20 protein-coding genes are annotated in these 18,248 nt (G+C 34.5%); all 20 read right to left on the bottom strand.

Annotated features, from left to right (window positions below; all coding sequences use genetic code 11):
• Nucleotides 1-3: 3 nt before the first annotated feature.
• The 20 genes from CRV04_RS09535 to CRV04_RS09440 all read right to left on the bottom strand — a co-directional run bounded on the left by CRV04_RS09535 (nucleotide 4) and on the right by CRV04_RS09440 (nucleotide 18,199).
• Nucleotides 4-1,419 carry a hypothetical protein gene (locus CRV04_RS09535; protein ID WP_128996616.1) on the bottom strand — a complete coding sequence of 472 codons (1,416 nt, stop codon included), beginning with the start codon at nucleotides 1,417-1,419 and terminating at the stop codon, nucleotides 4-6.
• The gene (fliI, locus tag CRV04_RS09530; RefSeq protein ID WP_128996615.1) at nucleotides 1,412-2,722 is read right to left on the bottom strand and encodes a flagellar protein export ATPase FliI; all 1,311 of its coding nucleotides are present in this window, start codon (nucleotides 2,720-2,722) and stop codon (nucleotides 1,412-1,414) included. Before fliI ends, CRV04_RS09535 begins: the two co-directional genes overlap by 8 nt.
• The gene (locus CRV04_RS09525) at nucleotides 2,722-4,719 is read right to left on the bottom strand and encodes a hypothetical protein (protein ID WP_128996614.1); all 1,998 of its coding nucleotides are present in this window, start codon (nucleotides 4,717-4,719) and stop codon (nucleotides 2,722-2,724) included. Before CRV04_RS09525 ends, fliI begins: the two co-directional genes overlap by 1 nt.
• Before the next feature lie 9 nt (nucleotides 4,720-4,728).
• Entirely contained in the window at nucleotides 4,729-5,778 is a 1,050-nt protein-coding gene (gene flhB, locus CRV04_RS09520; RefSeq protein WP_128996613.1) for a flagellar biosynthesis protein FlhB, read from the bottom strand.
• A gap of 62 nt (nucleotides 5,779-5,840) precedes the next feature.
• Complete coding sequence (locus tag CRV04_RS09515) at nucleotides 5,841-6,590, bottom strand: flagellar biosynthetic protein FliR (protein ID WP_128996612.1); 750 nt, start codon at nucleotides 6,588-6,590, stop codon at nucleotides 5,841-5,843.
• Entirely contained in the window at nucleotides 6,590-8,809 is a 2,220-nt protein-coding gene (locus CRV04_RS09510) for a flagellar hook-length control protein FliK (RefSeq protein WP_128996611.1), read from the bottom strand. The genes CRV04_RS09515 and CRV04_RS09510 overlap by 1 nt, the downstream gene beginning before the upstream one ends.
• A gap of 3 nt (nucleotides 8,810-8,812) precedes the next feature.
• Nucleotides 8,813-9,274, bottom strand: a complete 462-nt coding sequence (gene flgC, locus CRV04_RS09505; RefSeq protein ID WP_128996610.1) for a flagellar basal body rod protein FlgC — start codon at nucleotides 9,272-9,274, stop codon at nucleotides 8,813-8,815.
• 12 nt (nucleotides 9,275-9,286) lie between these two features.
• Entirely contained in the window at nucleotides 9,287-9,586 is a 300-nt protein-coding gene (fliE, locus tag CRV04_RS09500; protein ID WP_128996609.1) for a flagellar hook-basal body complex protein FliE, read from the bottom strand.
• 14 nt (nucleotides 9,587-9,600) lie between these two features.
• On the bottom strand, nucleotides 9,601-9,909 hold the full coding sequence (locus CRV04_RS09495; protein WP_128996608.1) for a hypothetical protein: 309 nt from the start codon (nucleotides 9,907-9,909) through the stop codon (nucleotides 9,601-9,603).
• 58 nt (nucleotides 9,910-9,967) lie between these two features.
• Complete coding sequence (locus CRV04_RS09490; protein WP_228126525.1) at nucleotides 9,968-10,798, bottom strand: AAA family ATPase; 831 nt, start codon at nucleotides 10,796-10,798, stop codon at nucleotides 9,968-9,970.
• A gap of 3 nt (nucleotides 10,799-10,801) precedes the next feature.
• Nucleotides 10,802-11,944, bottom strand: a complete 1,143-nt coding sequence (flhF, locus tag CRV04_RS09485) for a flagellar biosynthesis GTPase FlhF (protein ID WP_128996607.1) — start codon at nucleotides 11,942-11,944, stop codon at nucleotides 10,802-10,804.
• Nucleotides 11,941-12,339 carry a hypothetical protein gene (locus tag CRV04_RS09480; RefSeq protein ID WP_128996606.1) on the bottom strand — a complete coding sequence of 133 codons (399 nt, stop codon included), beginning with the start codon at nucleotides 12,337-12,339 and terminating at the stop codon, nucleotides 11,941-11,943. Before CRV04_RS09480 ends, flhF begins: the two co-directional genes overlap by 4 nt.
• The gene (locus CRV04_RS09475) at nucleotides 12,323-12,700 is read right to left on the bottom strand and encodes a hypothetical protein (protein WP_128996605.1); all 378 of its coding nucleotides are present in this window, start codon (nucleotides 12,698-12,700) and stop codon (nucleotides 12,323-12,325) included. Before CRV04_RS09475 ends, CRV04_RS09480 begins: the two co-directional genes overlap by 17 nt.
• Entirely contained in the window at nucleotides 12,697-12,990 is a 294-nt protein-coding gene (locus CRV04_RS09470) for a rod-binding protein (RefSeq protein WP_128996604.1), read from the bottom strand. The genes CRV04_RS09475 and CRV04_RS09470 overlap by 4 nt, the downstream gene beginning before the upstream one ends.
• Nucleotides 12,987-13,757: an OmpA/MotB family protein gene (locus tag CRV04_RS09465; RefSeq protein ID WP_128996603.1), complete on the bottom strand. Its 771-nt coding sequence runs from the start codon at nucleotides 13,755-13,757 to the stop codon at nucleotides 12,987-12,989. Before CRV04_RS09465 ends, CRV04_RS09470 begins: the two co-directional genes overlap by 4 nt.
• A gap of 8 nt (nucleotides 13,758-13,765) precedes the next feature.
• Nucleotides 13,766-14,521 (bottom strand): motility protein A, encoded by a 756-nt coding sequence (locus CRV04_RS09460; protein ID WP_128996602.1) that lies wholly within the window; start codon nucleotides 14,519-14,521, stop codon nucleotides 13,766-13,768.
• Between the two features lie 3 nt (nucleotides 14,522-14,524).
• Complete coding sequence (locus CRV04_RS09455) at nucleotides 14,525-15,439, bottom strand: FliM/FliN family flagellar motor switch protein (protein ID WP_128996601.1); 915 nt, start codon at nucleotides 15,437-15,439, stop codon at nucleotides 14,525-14,527.
• Nucleotides 15,440-15,464: 25 nt separating this feature from the next.
• Nucleotides 15,465-15,776 (bottom strand): flagellin, encoded by a 312-nt coding sequence (locus tag CRV04_RS09450; RefSeq protein ID WP_128996600.1) that lies wholly within the window; start codon nucleotides 15,774-15,776, stop codon nucleotides 15,465-15,467.
• An 83-nt stretch (nucleotides 15,777-15,859) separates the two neighbouring features.
• Nucleotides 15,860-17,854: a tetratricopeptide repeat protein gene (locus tag CRV04_RS09445; protein WP_128996599.1), complete on the bottom strand. Its 1,995-nt coding sequence runs from the start codon at nucleotides 17,852-17,854 to the stop codon at nucleotides 15,860-15,862.
• Nucleotides 17,855-17,869: 15 nt separating this feature from the next.
• Complete coding sequence (locus CRV04_RS09440; protein ID WP_128996598.1) at nucleotides 17,870-18,199, bottom strand: hypothetical protein; 330 nt, start codon at nucleotides 18,197-18,199, stop codon at nucleotides 17,870-17,872.
• Between the last annotated feature and the right edge of the window lie 49 nt (nucleotides 18,200-18,248).

Genomic DNA, 18,248 nt, shown 5'->3' with positions numbered 1-18,248 from the left:
CTTTTATCTTAAGAAATTCACTAAACTCAAGTCATTCATTCGTGAAATCGTTGAATAAAGTGCGGCGTATGTTAACTCTAACTGTTTTGCTTCCATAGCCAATTTAGTCGTGTCAGATGCACCGTTTTCAATTGATAAAATGTTAAAATTAGTAATCTTTGCACTGATATTCACACTGGCATCTTTAATAATTTTATTACGAGATCCCACTTCTGAGTGTGCAATATTAACAGCATCAAATGCTGCTGTCATTTTATCTAGAGCTGCTCGGATAATATCATTTTGTTCTGTTTCTGTAATAGGTGTTACCCCATCAACTAAACTGTATCCATTGAGTGTGGTAATAATATCATCCAAATCATTGAAGATATTATGCTTAGCATTGATAATCATATCTGGATCAGTAACGTTAGCAGTACGATATTTGGGTTCCAATAACCCCGTATCATCACCCCCATCAACAATACCATCCCCATTGTCAATTTCAGTCACGCCCAATACTTTACCCGTGAGGTTTCCATATCGGTCATATTGTCGAATTTCAAGAGCAGGCGCAGTTGCAGAAGTTGCTGTAAACGATGTTACACTTGCACCCAATCCATCTTGAAAACCATCAGATAATTTGTCTTTAAACTGGTATCCTCCATTGAGTTTTACCACTTCAATACTACCACCATTTCCATCTTCGAGTGTTGAACTTAAAGGATTCAATGTCCACGTTGTACCATTATTATCCGTTATAGTATCTGTAGCAAAAAAATCCAATTTTTCCCCGGCATTGATACTTTCAGGAAAATCCCACGTATTTCCAGCATTATCAATGATTTTTTCACTGGCTAAGAAATCAATGCTTTCACCCTGTTTTGCCGTATCAGAAGTATACATAAAGGCATCATAACCCGTTGTACCTCTGTCTCGGTAACTGTTTGGTTCTACAGGTACTTGTTTTAAGACTGCATCCCCTTGATACACAATTCGACCACTTGCATCTTTAACAAATGGTTGCGTAGTCGAGTCAGACCCAGCGAAAAGATACTCATTGTTGATCTCTAAGTTTGCCCAAGTAAAAAAGTTGTCTCGAATTCCTTGAATTTCAGTCGCAACTGATTTTTTATCACTTTGTTGCATTCCTGCATTAAGTGTTTTGAGCATACTTGATTTAATGGTTCTGAGATCTTCCTTTACATTGGCCAGTGTTGAGTCAATTGAATCATTCATGGTCATAGAACGCTTAACTTGGTCTTGAATCCCTTCATAGACTCGTATTTTATCTTCAAAATAAAGCTGTTTTGAAAATATAGCACTGTCATCACTACCATTTTGAAGTATCTTTTGTGAACTTTGCTGGTAACTGATTCTCATATTTTCTTTATTCAGATTTCCCAATCTAAATAGCATTTGGTCAGTTATATTAATCATTTATAACCTCCTTAAACAGGCTAATAATCTGGTCAAAACCAAATTGTTCCTGCATCCCTTGAGTGAGGAACTCTCTGATTTTTTCCTTTTTAGCAAGTGCTGCATCCAGTTCTTTATCCATCCCCTGTTTGTATGCACCTACTCTTACTAATACTTCATTTTCTTTTATTAACGATAATACTCTTTTTAACTTTAAAAATCCATTATAGTGCTCTTTATCTACCACTTTATCCATCACCCTTGATGCAGATTTTAATAAATCAATGGGTGGATAAAAGCCTTGTTCAGTTAATTCTCGTGTTAAAACGATATGCCCATCTAAAATTGAACGACTCTGATCAGCAATAGGGTCATTCATATCATCTCCATCAACTAAAACAGTAAAAAATGCCGTAATAGAGCCTTTTTCATTGTTTCCTGCTCTCTCCATCAATTGAGGTAATAATGCAAATACAGAAGGAGGATATCCACGACTTACAGGAGGTTCTCCTGTACTGAGACCAATTTCACGTTGTGCCATGGCAAATCGTGTCACTGAATCCATCATTAAAAGCACATCATGCCCTTTATCTCTGAAAAATTCGGCAATGGCCATGGCTGTAAATGCCCCGTATTTTCTCATTAAAGCAGATTCGTCACTCGTTGCAGCAATGATAATGGTGTTGTCTAAATTATCATCTAAATTGTAGTGAATAAATTCTGGAATCTCACGTCCGCGTTCACCAATGAGTGCCACCACTTTTATTTGAGCTTCACACCCTTTGACAATCATTCCCATGAGTGTTGATTTTCCAACCCCACTTCCTGCAAAAATACCTACTTTTTGCCCTTTACCAGAAGTCAGCATTGAATCAATGGCTTTGACTCCTGTGGAGAATCGTTTGTCTATAATTCCTCTATCAAGTGCAGGCATGGAGAGTTTATTAATCGCTGAATTCTCTTCAAGATTGCTCACTTTTCCTTTATTATCAATGGGTTCTCCCAAAGCATTCACCACACGTCCTAAAAGGCCATAACCACTTTTAACAGATAAGCCCTCTTTTTGTAAAAAGACTTTATCTTGAATTCTAAATCCATCAATAAACGAAAAAGGCACAATGGCAAAATCATCGCTGTTAATGGATGCCACCATTCCAAGTACAGAGTAGATATGTTGTTGCGATTCTATTTTTACAATATCGCCCACGGCAACTTCTAAACCTGTTGCAGTGATAGTAGTGGTTGAGATGTGTTTGATTCGCCCAAATGGCAAAATTAAGGTATCTTCATTGATATTTTCTATGAAACTGTCTATATCTATCATCACATCTCATCACACATTTTTTTATATAAACTGGTTGTCGTTGCTGGGTCCAATGCTTTACATTGTTGCAGTACTTCATCTTTTTTTGTTTGATTATTGGTCAATTCATACAATTTGATCATCTCATAATAGACTTGTGCCAATTCATTGTTTTTTATTCGTCGTGTATTAGTAATACTCTCTTGTAAATACGCAATGGCTTTTAGATAGTTTTGATTCTCTTTGGCTCTTTTGGCCAACTCTATTTCAATTGAAGGAGAGTAGATAAATGCTTTATACTCTTTTTGTTTTTCATAGAGTTCATTGAGTATGGTATTGGCTTGTGCCGTTTCATTCATATCAAGCAGATAAAAATAGTATTGATAATAAAAATCCAAAATCAATGGATTATCTTGGTTATTTTCAATCAATAAGGGATTTTGAAATGCATAATTAAAAAAACGTCTCATTCGAAGTGGATTTTGAAGTGCATTTAATACTTGAAAACGGTATAAAAACTCTTTTTGTGATGCTTCTTGATCGTTGAGCATTTCAACTTTTTGAGAGAAGTCAAGTGCCTCTTCATAATCTCCAAGTTTATAAGCCACCCGTTCTAAATAGGTATATACTTGAGCGTCACGTGAATTAAACAACCCCTCTTTAGCCATATTGTACCCTTTTTCATTTGGGTACTCCAATAAACATTCAAAGAACTTATACTTTAAAAAATCATCTTCAATGAGTTTGACCATCGTCTCTTTTCTGGTCTTATTCAAAGCTGCATTTAAATCATTACACTTATTTTCAATGAGATATTGTTTGATCAATAAAACTCGAACCTTATCCAATACATCTTCTAAATTTTTATATCCGAATCGATTAAAAATGGTATCAGAAATCTTTTTATACACTTTTTGTGAACGTAAAATCAGCTCATACTGCTCTTTTTTCATTGCATTCACAATCTCTTGCATCAACACTTTTTGTTGCATTGAAGCGGACTCATAATATTTTGAGTTTAACACTGCTGGTTCAATTTTACCTTCACGCATCAATATTTCATCAATAATCATTTTAGCTTGTTGCGTATAACGTCCATCGGGATAATCATTAAGCACATCTTTGTAAAGCTCTTTTGCTTTATTCAGATACTTCATAGTACCATCATACATCAACATATAGGTTTCAGCCAATTCAAATTTAAATGTTTCAATTGATTCTAAGTTTTTCGTTCGTTCCAACAACGCCTCTAAAATTTGAGCTGCAAACTCGGGCATATCACTTTTAATAAGCTTTTTGACTTTAGTAATGGCCAAAAAACTGTCATTCGCATAATAATCCATATTTTTATTCAAAACTTGTTTGGCCAATTTATAGGCTTCAGGTTTTTGATCATCTAAAATATAGACATCAAACAACTCATCTGCAACTACTGTTGCTACATCAATATTGGTTGTTTTTGTTAAGACTTCATACAATACTTTAATGGCTTTTTTATACTCTTTTTTATACTCATAGAGTTTAGCTAAATAGATTTTTCCATAAGCATTAATAATGGGTGTATCAAAGTTATTGATAATCACATCCACAAAGTATCGAGCATCATCGGGTTTATTAGCTGCAAGTTTTAACTCCACTAGCAACATATAAGCTCGGGGCAAATCCTCTTCAGCAATGGCAGAACTGTTAATAGAATCTTCTAAATATTTTGCCCCTTTAACAGCAAAACTTTTAAGTCGTTTTTTAAGTAAAAATTCAGATTCTAAAAGAATGATATCAGAATTTAAAAGTGTTAAATTATTTCGTCCTTTAAAACTTAGAAGTCTTTTATACGCCTCTTCTAAGTTATCATCACGCGCAATTTTTTTAATATTTTCCAACGTGGCATAACCATCTTTCATCTCCTGTTTTTCTTGAGACTTAATTTGTGCACCGCTTGAATCAATATAACTGTAATAAAAATCTTTTTGTGCTTGTGCAACAAAAAAAAGTGATAAAAAAATCAATAAACTCTTCAATACTGCCCTTTATTTCTTTTTTAGTTCATACACATATGAGAAAATTTCTGCAATGGCTTTATAAAACTCTTCTGGAATTTGTTGATCCACCTCAATTTGATCATGCAATGCTCTTGCCAATGAAGGGTTCTCAATAATTGGTACGCTATTTTCTCTGGCAATCTCTTTAATACGGCTGGCAATAAAATCAATCCCTTTTGCAACCACCACCGGTGCGGATGTTGTTTTAGAATCATATTTTAAAGCAACCGCATAGTGTGTTGGGTTAGTAATAACAACATCGGCATCAGGAACATTGGCCATCATTCTTTTTGCTGACATTTGCATTTGAATTCTTCGAATTCGTGCTTTTACCTGAGGATCCCCGTCCATATTTTTAAATTCATCTTTAATATCTTGTTTACTCATGCGCAATGATTTTAAATAGTAAAACCGTGTAAAATAAAAGTCTATTATAGCGAAAATTATAATAATTAAAAGGATGGTAGAGAGGAAATACATGCTCAATGTAATCATTGCATCTAAAGAAGCACTGACTTCTTTATCCATCATGGCCAAGAAAGTGTCCCCTGTAAGTAAAAAAAGTATGACCATCACTGCAAATATGATCAAAAGTTTAAAGGTCAGTTTTAAAGCCTCTAATCCTTTTTTAGCTGAGAATACATTCTTCATTCCAGAGATGGGATCTAATTTTTCCAGTTTGAATTTTATGGGAATCATAATCATGCCAAATTGCACCCAGTTAAATACAAATGTCAATATCACCACCAGTGCAAAAATAGGCATCAAGGCATACAAAGCTGTTCGCACAATCGTGTGTGTAATAGCATACCAGACCGTACTGTCCATCTCTTGACCAATAAAACTATAAACAAAACGCATCATTTTTTGAATTTCAAGCATTGAAAAAGAGGAGAAAAAAAGCAAATAGACCGAACCAAAAAACAAAGTCGAAGCCCCTACAACTTCCATTGATTTAGAGACGTTACCTTCTTTTTTCGCATCTTCAATCTTCTTTGGGGTGGGTTCTTCTGTTTTTTCGTCGTCGTTATCAGCCATGTATGTACCTATAAAACTCTGTTTTAGTAATAAGTTATATTATAGGCAAATTTTGTAAAAAATCAACTAAATTTAGCAATAAAGTACTCTTTAAAATTCTCTGCAAAGATATCAAAGCCAAACATCATAAATAAAAATATCAATAAAAATTTCAATTGAAATGTGATAACAAAAGGAGAGAATGCCGGCATTGATTTGGTGCCATAACCATAATAAACATCCATAATAAAACCAATAAAGAAGAGTGGAAATGCAAAAGAGAATGCAAAAGCAAACATGCGATTAATCTCTGATATAGCAATTTGAATACCATCATATGAGAAGAGATTAAATGTTCCTAACTGCACCATACTGAAACTTTTTGAGAGCATCAAAATGGTCACCTCGTACATCCCTGTTTCAAAGAAAATTAAAATGGCAATGACATACAAAAATCGACTCACAATCCCTTCATTAGCTCCCGTGCTTGGATCAAACATATTGGCCATTGAAAGTGCCGTTGCATACCCTACAAAGTCACCAATAATACGCACTGCGGCGAAGATTATATTGAGTAAAAACGAGGCAATTAAACCTAACGTGATCTCACTGATAAGTGCTTCAACAAACATATCTTGTGTGATGGTGTTTTGAACGTCAATAAAAGGGTAAATAAACACTGTAAAATAAAAAGCCAATGCCACACGAATTGTTGGAGAAACTGCGGTGTGAGAAAAGACTGGCATAAAAGCAACAAATGCCAGTACTCTTCCTAATAGAAGTAAAAAAGGAAATACAAAATTTTCATCCAGAAGTGCAATTAAACTTTCCATTACATATAGTTAACAGGTTCCGCATCTGCCTCAGCTTGTGCTTTGTGATTGAGACTGTCTAATACGTCCGATGTGGTATGACGTTGCCCTTTCGAATTTTGTTGGTCTTGTTGAGCATTGTTACTGTTACTTGAACTGGCTTGTTGTTCAGAGCCACCTTCTTGCATATTGAAACTCAAATTGATATTGGAATCGGTGTTAAAATTTCGAGCCAATGCCGCTCTTAATGCTGCTTGATTATCCACAAATGAATCCAAAGTATTTTGGTTGGACATATTCAAGCTGATACTTAAGCCATTCTCTTTCTCATTTTTAATTAAAACAGCAATGTTTCCTAAATGTGCAGGGTTCAAGTTCATTCTAAATGCAGTTACAGGAGGCTTATAGTTTAAGTACATGTTTCTTGCAACATCAGACATCATGGTATTCATTTGCTGTTGTGCACCCACAATTCTGTTTTGAATATTATACACTGCCGTTGAAGAGAGGTTTATCTCTACATCTTGTGCAATATTGATATTATTCAAAGAGGTTGTCTTTGCACTTTGAGAGATGACTTCATTGATTTTTTGTAAATCATATTTTAATACATCTTTTGAGAAATTAAGTTTAGAAATAAACTCCTCTTTAAGCGTGTTTTTCAACTCTTGCTCTTTGATTAGTTGCGCATCTTCTAAACCTAAATCCAACATTTGTGCACTCTTTTGAACATCTTTAACCGATGTTCCCTCTGTGAGCACTTTTTTTGCATTATAAGCATTCTCAAGTGAAGCTTTGTTTAAGGCACTTTGTTGCGAGGTCAAATAGATATTATTAATGAGCGAGTCAGATGAACCTTTTGGTGTAGCCTCTTTGTTAACACTGTTATTGTGTGTTTGTTGTGTATTCTCTTGTGTTTTTTGAATATTTTGTTTGGTTTGGTCAATCAATCTGTCCAACAAGGATTTATTTTCAGCTTTTGCTTCTACGACTTTAGCATCATCTTTAATCACAGCTACTTTTACGGGTTCTTCTGCACTATTCAGTTTGGCCAACTCTTGCGCTACTTTTTCATTCTTTATATTTTGAGTTTGTGCATCTGTATTTTGAGAAAGAAGAGTTTTTACTTCAGTTTCTTGATTTACAGTGGTTGTTTTTGTAGTTGTTACAACTTGTTCTGCACCTTTTTGTGAGGATTGAGTCGCCTTATTTTTAACCTCATCAAGAACAGCTTCAACACTTTCATCACCACCGTTGACTTGAACAACCTCAGGTACCACTTTTGCATTTATATTTTCAGGTTTGTTTGTTGTTTGTGCAGCACTGACATTTTCAGCTTGTGTGGCCACTTTTGTTGATGGTATTACGGCTGTTTCTGCCTTAACATCTGGTTTTGTTGGAAGAACAGTGTCAATCTTTGATGCTACATTTTTACTGTTTTGCTCTTGTGAAATGGTTTTATTGGCTTGCTCAACCAATTTATCTAATAAAGAGCCCTCTTTTAAAATTTCAACTTGTTTGGTTGAAGTATTCACTTCTGCTTTTTTTGTTTCAGTGTTGGTTTCTTCACTTACGTCTGTTGTTGCTTGTGAAGAAGCCGTGGTCTCAGCTGTTTTTAAAGCATCAATAAGCTCTTTTTTACCCTCTACACTCTCTTTAACCCCATCAGAATTTTTACTGTTTTCTAAAACATCCACTTGTTTCGCATCTTGTACCACATCTTTGATACTCTTTGCTATAGCTGTACCTTTTGAAGTTTCGACTTCGCCTGTTTGATTATTTTCATTATCAATGCTTTGTTGTGCATCCATCATCAATCTATCAAGTAGGGAAAGTTGTTTGTTTTGTACAGTAGAATTTTTTGTATCTTTTTTAGAATTCTCTAAATCTTTATCATTTGTTTTTATTTCAGTCGTTTCAGATGGCTTTGCTTTATTATCTGTTTTGGGCGTTGTAGAAACTTCACTGTCTACTTTTTTAGTATCATTCGTAGAAGTTTCTACTTTTTTATCCAATGCAGTGTTGCTTTGCTCTTTTGGTTCTTCTTGCAATGTTGTTTTTGATTCAGCACTCTTCGTTTGAGCAGGTGTTGTTGTCACCTCTTTTTGTGCATCATTTAGCATGGTATCAAACAGAGATGGTGCCGTTTTAGCTTCACTTTTAAAAGTATTGCTTTTAGATGCAGAGTCATTTTTAGACTCTTGGGGAGCGATGTTTAAAAAACTCATCTCTTTAGTCATGATCTACGCCTTTAAAATATCCAATGTTTGCGTATCCATTTTTTTATGTGTTGTAAAAGCAGAAACATTCGCTTCATACGAACGTGTTGCTTCAAGTAAATCAACCATTTCAATCACAGGATTGATATTTGGATAAGCGACATACCCTTCTTCATTGGCATCAGGGTGATTGGGTTCATATTTCATAACCGGTTCATTTTTAGAATCTACAACTTCTCTGATTCCTACACCTCTTAATGGTGTTTTTTGATTTTGATCCGGCAATACTGCAATTTTATTCTCTTTTGCTTTATCATCTTGATTGAGTAAAATTTCTTCAAAGATTACATTTTTCTTTTGATAAGGTCCACCTTCTGCAGTGTGTGTTGTTTGTGCATTGGCAATGTTTGAACTGACCACATTGACTCTTGTTCGTTGAGCATTCATTCCTGAAGCTGCTACATCATAACCATCAAAAAAACTCATCATAAATCCTTATTAAACCTGAATTCTCATCACTTCTTTATAGGCACTGATTGCTTTATTCTTTACCTCTAAAGAGAGTCTCAAACTCAATTCTGCTTCTTCAATTTTCTGAACAGCCTCTTGTAAGTTTTTCACCTTACCTGTGGCAATGCCTTCCATGGCATCATATGCTTGAACTTGTGATTGGTTCACATCCGAAATTGCATTTTTTAAAATATTTTCAAAAGAATCACCTGCAACTTTTCCTGAGGTGTTTTGTTTTTGGACGTTATTACCTAAGTTTAAACTGTTTGATACGTCGGTGATATTCATTTAAGCTCCTTTGACTAGTTTGCCGATGATTCTTGAATCGTTAAATCGGCTAAAAGTGAATCAATTTTGTCGGTATTGTGTTTAAACTCTAACTCATCGCGTTTATTATCCAAACTGAATAAACCAACCAGCAATGCCAACATAATATTTGCTATGCCTTTTAACACAACCGTAACTGCTACAATACCAAACATCATTTCAATGGGGGTAAACAAATCAGCATTTATCACAAAAAAAATCAATGAACCAAAAAAACCCGTCGCAATATAGAGTCTTAGTATGCCACTGTTAATAATATTTTGTGAAAACTTCTCAATTACCAAGTTAACCCTTTTTGACAAAAAGTATCATAAGCAATTGAATTGATTTGTTTGTTCACTTTTACAATCCACCATTCATTTTTTTTAATACTTCATCAATCACCATTTCCAATTCTGTTGTTACAGTCTCATTTTCAAACTCATATGCAAAGAGTTTTCTCAATCTTCCTGTCGTAGAAATTGTACTAGATGACGATACATTACCTATATATTCTAACATAAAATTGGTATTTAGCCTATTTTTTTTGGCCAAATTCTCCAAAGATTTTGCAATTGAAAATCCAATTTTGGCCGTTTTTGTGTGATTAAAGCATAACATAAGCGAATTTTTATCTTTGGACAGCATTTTCATTAAAGCATAGACATCTGTAAGTGCACTTGGATCTGTTGTGGTTAAAGCCAAAATATTGTCTGAAATTTTTAAGAATTCTTTGACATAATCATTCAAACCAGCACCCGTGTCAATCAAAACATAATCAAATTCATTTAAAGCAACCACATCGCTTACTACTCGAGTCAGTACAAAAGAATTAGAGTGATTCGCATAACTGTAGCCGCTTTTGCCTGCAAGCAAATAAACATTGTAGTATGGCGTTTGCATGATGACATCACTAAGTTCAGCTTTGGCCTCAATATAATCAAAAATTGTATGTACAGGACGTACATTAAACAAAACTTGCATATTTGCCAATCCAATATCCGCATCAATAACGGCAACTTTATACCCTCTTTTAGAGAGCAAATAGGCAATATTAGCAGTGAAAGTGGATTTTCCAACCCCACCTTTTCCAGAGGTAATGGTCAGCAGTTTACTTTTAGAAGAACCATATTGTACGCCCTCTTTTGTCATGGAGACAAGCTTATGCGCTTGTGTCGAAATAGCATCAAACACGCACTATCTCCTAGGACAATTTCGGTTCATAAAACAGTCAATTAAAAACATAGCATCTGAGACAATTAAGTCATCTGGAACATTCTGTCCCACAGAGAAATAAGTGATCGATTTCTTTGTTTTGTGAGAAAAAGAGATCAGGTTTCCAAAACTTCGTGTTTCGTCCAATTTCGTAAACGTTAAATAATTAATACCCAAACGAGAATAGTTGTTATAAATCTCTTGTAAATCGGTCTGTTTTACATTCGCTGGCAACACTAAAGTCTTCTCTATAGGCAGTTCATCGACTTTTATTTGATACTCATTGATGAGTTCAATTTTATCCACATCATACTGACTGCTTCCAGCTGTATCAATAAAAATGTAGTTACAATCTTTTAATCGCAACAACGCTTCAATTAAATCTTCTGGTTTCTTCACCACTTCTAAAGGCAATCGCATGATATTGGTATACGCTTGAAGTTGTTCAATGGCCCCCACTCTAAAGGAGTCAAGTGTGACAATTCCAACTTTATAATTGGCACTCATTTTATACGCATATCGAGCTGCCAGTTTTGCGATGGTTGTTGTTTTTCCTACACCCGTTGGACCTACCATCATCACGATTTTTCTCTGATGCCTTCTTAACGGTTCCTCTTTTTTAATAGGAATGATTCGTCGTAAAATCAGTTTAAAGAAATCATTGATTTTTTTAGGGTTTGACTTCATTGCAACAGGAAGTTGCTTGATAGTTTTTTTCATAATGGTATAGGTCATCTCTTGGTCAAACTCATTTTGCTCAAATAGGGAATAAATATCAACAAATTCTGGAGGTATGGTTAAATCATAAAGCTGACTTTTAGGATCCCAAATGGTTTTTTGAACCTGTGCAATGGCATCTTGCATCTTAAGAATCTCTTCTTTAAAGTCATAAAATTGTGCCTTAAATTGCGTATCTTTTTTAGGGTCTTTGGCTACAATTTTTCGTTTAAAGGGTTGTTGTTTCTCTCCTTCAATCGCAACGATTACTTCATACATATTACTGTTTGAATCAGACGCATCCGATATTTTTTTCGTTGAGATAACAATCGCATCTTCTCCACACTCTTTTTGAGCGTTTTGCAAAGCAATCGTGGGAGTTTCTCCTAGAAAAGAGAGCATATTCATTTTAGTCTTCCATCTTTATATATTTTTTCAATCTGTCCGTCATTCTTTTTTATTCGTATGTATTTGTCATTTTCATAAATCAATTTTCCCTCTTGTTCAATTTGTAAACCACCAAAATCAAACACCACCGATTCACGTTTATAGATTTCAACGTCTTTGGTACAAATAACGCTTCCTTTAATGACATAGTGTGTGGTCACATAGGTATTTTTATTTAGCTTTTCTAAACTCAAAGGGACACAGCGATTATAAGCCGTTGCAACCTTTTTTACTTGCAAATCTTGTAAAGAAACTTTTGCTTTATAGTCCATGTTATTTTTTGCAATTAAAAGATCAAATGCCCATGCATTGATACTCAAAAGCGCAACCATACAGAAACTAAGCTTTAATTTCAAAGACATTCCCCCCTGTTTGTGCTGAAAGTTCATCCACAATCTCTTTATACATCTGTTTAACAGGCAATACAATGGAAGCGAGTTTTCCATTAAGGGCATACAACTCTTTGAGTTGATTCTCTAAGTCATTGACTTGGTCTCTGTAAATATTCACATCCACACCACTTTTCATTGCACTTACAAGTTGTTGATTGAGATCACTTTTAAGTTCAACAATCTCTTCCATGTATTGTTGTTTGACCTCATTTCTCTCTAAAAGTTTTTCATGATTGGCCAATTTTATATCTTCAATGTCATCTTTTATCGCCTGTTTTAACACTTCAATCAATGTAACCATTTTTTCTATTGTTTGTTCTATCATTTGTTATTCTCACTTAAGAAGTTATAGAGCATATCACTGATACCAAACGTTCCAGAAGAACCTTTTGAAATGGCTTCAGTATACATCCCTTTAATAATTTCAGAACCCGTACCCTCACCTGCAATATTACTTGATTTTAAAGATATATCCAACAGTTGTTGAGTAAAAAACGATTCAAAATCATCACATACTTTTTTTAAACTCGCATCTTGGGCATTGTGCACATTTAAACTTTTTAGATCATTTCCTTGAAGTTTTGTTGCATTCACAAAAGTATTATCTATGTTCATTGTTCAATCCTATCGAAGAAGTTTTCCTCTTCTAATATATTGTCATTGCTTTGTTGTGCATAGAAACGCATCTCTACACGTCTATTCTCTACTGGGTTATCGCTTTTTGGTTTATACGATGCAAACGCAGAGACTTTTAGCGAAGCTGGGTCTATTCGGTTTTTAATCAACTCTTTGACCACAGAAACCGCTCGAAGTGCTGATAAATCCCAATTGTCACGAGGTATCGTATCACTGACGTAGATGTTTCGTGCGGTGTGCCCCATGATTTCAATGTTATAAATATTGGGCATGGTGCGTACTACTCGTGCAATTTTTTGTATAAAGGCTTTGGCTTCAGGTTTACTCACATTATATTCACCCTCTTCAAACATCAGTGTTGAGGGAATATCCAAGACAAACTCATTTTTCCCTTGTATGAGTTGTACCGTTTCAAACTGTTCGGAAGCGTCATTGGCAACTCGAATAATCTCCTCAACCTCTTCAATAATCTCTTGATTATCACTGGATTCAGGAATATCACGATTTTCAACAGCAATGGGACTATCAGAGTGTTTTTCTGAATGATCAACCACCGTATCATTATCCGCTAAAAACCCCATCGCTTTTTTCATAATTGTAAAATACTCTTCCACCTTCTTGGTGTCCATAATCGACATCGAAAGCAGAAGAATAAAAAATGTCAAAAGCAGTGACATTAAGTCACCAAACTGGACCAACCATCCGGGTAAACACTTTGGACATTCTGGACATTTTTTATCAGCCATAATAAAACTTACTCTATCCCATCAACTAAGATGGCGTTCAATCTCATTTTAATATTACCAATGGACTCTTCAGCTGCTATCATTGAAGTTCCTACAATGATAATCTCACATGAAGTAATCTCAACACTGTTTTTTTCATTGAGTTTACTTTCAATAATCCCCGCAAAAAGTGTACCTATTAAAGCACCATACAGCGTCGTAATTAATGCAACTGCCATGGCGGGACCAACCGAAGCTGGGTCTGATAAGTTTGCAAGCATCGCAACCAGACCAATTAAGGTACCAATCATCCCCATTGAACCTGCCGTACCGCCAACATTGGTAAAGAGTTTCAGCATACGTTCATGTCGTTTAGCCATAAACTCCAGTTTGGTTTCAAGTAAAGGCACCAATACTTCAGGTTTAATTCCATCTACAAGCAATTGAAATGCTTCTCTAAAGAAGGGATTAGGTTCTTCTAAAACTTTTTGTTCAACGTGCATCACACCATGTTTCTTAATCTCTGTTGCATAAAAGATGATTTTTTCAATCAACTCTGGTTGCTCTTCTACAGATACTTTATTCATTGCAACTTTAAGAGCTGGTCCAATTCGTTTTAACTCATTTCCTTCAAATTGACCACTGGTAACGGAAATCGTTCCTCCCAATACAATTAAAACAGAGGGAATATCTATATAAGGACCAAATCCAACCCCACCTAATAAAATAGCAAAGCAAACAAATCCCCAACCAGCTGCGAGTCCTAGAACCGTACCTTTATCCATGACTTAGCTACCTAATCCCATTGAAGTAAGTCGTGATTGTTCACTTCCAATGTTTTTTACTTTCAGACCGAATTTACCTTCAACAATAACAGCTTCACCTTCACCAATTTTAATCCCATTAACTAAAATCTCCAAAGGCTCATTCACCATCTGTTCAAGTTCAATGATCTCTCCAATATCCCACCTTAAAATATCTTTGAGCAGAAAATTTTTACTTCCCAATCGAACACTCAGTTTCAATTTAATATCAAACAGAAGTTTTAAGTTGGTAATAGAGTCTTCCCCTAAAAGAGACAGAAGACCTGCAGCATCATCATTCATAGAAGGATTGCTTGAAGAAGACATTGCAGGCGCAACGGTACCACTGACAGTTGCTTGAGGTGAAGCTTGTGAAGGTGCAACGCCACTGATTTCATAGACATATGGTAAAATAATATCATCAAATGCAATGACCACTGGAATATCGTCTTCATCCATGGTCACACTGATTTTATAAAGATTTTTTATTTGGGCAAATTTATCCGTATTGACAATTTCGCTTCCACCTGATTCAAATTTTACACTTCCTAAATCTTCATATCCTTGTGCATTTACTGAGGTACTGATGCTTCCACAAATATTCGATACAATCTCATTGACTGCATCTGCAACTTCATCATCGATGTGTTCTTTTAATTCACCCATACCACCGAGCATAAAGTACTCAAACTTAGTTGCTGTTATGGTAGGTATATAAAAAATCCAATTGGTGGTAAGATTTTTAAACTCAAACTTTACATTGGCTTCAATCGCCTGAGAACCTTCAAATTCATTTGATTCAAGTTTTGATGTTCCACTGACTGAAGTTTTTTTAGACAATAATTGTTCCAGAGTGTTTGATAACTCTTCTTTAATAATATTTGATATATCAGATGGCAAAAATGAAACCTTTTATTTTAATTTGTTACTCTTGTTCCGCTTTCATCGCTTCAAGAAGTTGTGCTTTAATTTTCATCATATCCTCTGTAGGGTACTTATACTCTGCATTTCCTCTTGTTACTTTTACAAAAAAGTCTTGTGAACTTTTATTGTATCCAAACTGAACATTATCGATGATAACTTCATTGGTATCGGTTACAATTTCATTTGCTTTTGTGTTTTTGTGTTGCTCATTCGGATCAATTTTTTGATTATTATCCGTCTCTCGAACTTTTTGTGTTTTCTCAATGGTATTAACCTTAGATTGATCAATTTCTGCAATTCTACCTAATTCCATGATAGCCTCCTTGGCATAAACATTCTTTCATTAATTATACCAAAAAAAATTTAAATTTCATAAAAGTTTCAATTTAGTTCGATTTATAAGCCCTCCAAGAACCGGTCGAGTCCTTCAATATCAAAATCTATGAGAGTATCATAATAGGGGTGATTAAACATCTGTTTTGCACTGCTGAGTTTCAACTCTTGTATGAGTTGTACCCCACTTAAAAAATTCGCACCTGTGTCATTTAATAATGCTTTAATATATGACAGCTGTAAAGAGGCATTTTCATAATCCCCTTTTTGCAAATAGGCTGCAACGATTAAGTAGAGTGTAAATCGATCTTGAAGTTCATATTTCTTTTGCAAATATTCCAATACACTGATGGCTGCTTGAGCATTGTCATCATGAATGAGGCCAATACTTTTTGTACGCAAATATGAAGGAGAGTAGTAATTATCTATGGTAAAACTGGCTTTTCCAAACAGGGCCAATCCTTTTAAGATATCGACATAAAATTCCGTAATAATCAAAGAACCATCTAAAAAATTATTGTTAATATTTAAAGGAATCGTATCTTGCAGTCGAGAGATATACGCATACTTATTTTCACCCTCTTTACGAATGACCAATCTCATTAAGTAGACCAAAGGATCTTTTGCATTGAGTACAAAAAGAGGCTCATGTTCACTAATAGGCTTTTTGTCATGCAGTTTGCTTAAAAGGTGTATGGCGTTATATAAAATAGTCTTTTTGTAGGTTCCAGCATGATCTTTTACTTTAAACTTTGGATTAATAAAGAGTCGATACAACTCCTTTCCAAAATAGTTATATAAACCTCGATTTGAGTTAATCGAGTTGACAATATACTCTTTGTCTTTTACCACTGTATTAATACGTTGTGCACTGATTAAGGTCATCACTGCATAAAGCTTATTCCCTGGATTGAGTTTATATGCTTTGGTAAAAAATTTATGGGCATTCACAAAATCATGTATTTGAGCATATGATAATGCTAAGTTATAATAAACATAGGATTTTTGGTCACGGTTATGAATAAGATGTTTAAGTTTTTGAACTCGTACAATAGGATCTTCTTTAATAATATTGATAAATTTAGCATTATAACGTACCATATTTTCAAGGCTCTCTAAATTCTGTTTAGAGTTAAAAATAAACCCTTTCGAAGAGTCATAAATAATCTCTTCATTATCAGAAAAAATAAAGGGTGCAAAGTAAAATACCATGTCCGCTTGACGATTTAAAGAGTAGTCTGTGACGAACTTCATGTATTCACTGTTAAGATATTTATATTCATTAAATGCAATTTTAAGAGGCATCTCTTGATTGACAAAAAAACGCAGTTTTCGTTCATCTAAAATGGTCAAATGATCTTGCAATTTGGTCAAATTATTATCTTTTAAATCTCTGTAAATCATAAACCACAATATTTGATCTATTCTCTTTTCATCAAGTTCATCTTTATAGGCTCGTTCCAATAAAGCCTCTGCTTTTTTATAATCTTTAAGTTTAATATTTAAAAGGGCCTTTTTTAAATCATAAGAAATCTGCAACGAGTCCAATACTTTCAAGGCTTTTTCATACTCTTTTAAAAGAATAAACGTATCTGCAAGCATACGTTTTGAGGTCTCAGAGAGATTTTTTTTCTTTTTTGCTATTTGCGTAATCGATTCTAAATATTTTTGTTCATTATTGATTTTGTACAGATAAAATGCCGCACTCATATAGGCATATGTGTGTGTATAAATGCTCTCTTGAACATTATAAATCTGCTTTAAATAGACCTGTGCATTGTGATAATCATTGAGCTTGTAGTAAGCAATTCCTATATTTAAAAAGGATGGGATTCGCAAAATTCCAGCAGTTTGTTTAAAGATTTTAATGGCCTCTTCATACTGCTCTTTTTCAAGATGAGCCACGGCTTTATTAAAGTCAACTTGCAAGGTGGTAATGGTTTGCTCTTTTTTAAGTTTATCATAGGTGAAAAGGACATTAGGAAGTGCTTCAATGGTATCATTGACACGTGCAAAGATAGATACTGATAAAACCAGTAATAAGCCAATTATTTTCATCATACAACCGTTTAATTATACCATGGTATGAATTTGTGCATACAACTCATCACATCGTCGCTCTAAAACATCCACTTTATGTTTAAGTTCAGAATTCTCTATTCGTAATGATTGTAAGTCTGTTCGAGCCACTTGGAGGTTATCATGTTTTGACTCCAACGCAGAAATACTTCCTTTGATTTTTTGTTCATAATCTTTTTTAAGCCCTTCAAGTTTTTTAATTTCTTGCTCTAAAATCATCTTCTCTTCTTGCAATTTCTTATATAAGCTTTTATAAACACTCATACCTGAAAAGAAATAAAGCGCTAAGATACCAATGATTGTCAGTAGTAAAAAATTTTCCAAGAAGTCACCTTTGATACAAACAGATAGCTTTACCTATCTGTTTGTAGAA

Origin of the sequence: Candidatus Marinarcus aquaticus, assembly GCF_004116335.1 — a bacterium.
In the GTDB taxonomy this organism is placed as follows: Bacteria; Campylobacterota; Campylobacteria; order Campylobacterales; family Arcobacteraceae; genus Marinarcus; species Marinarcus aquaticus.
Note: the sequence above shows the minus strand (reverse complement) of the source record. Positions and strands in the feature narration are given on the sequence as shown.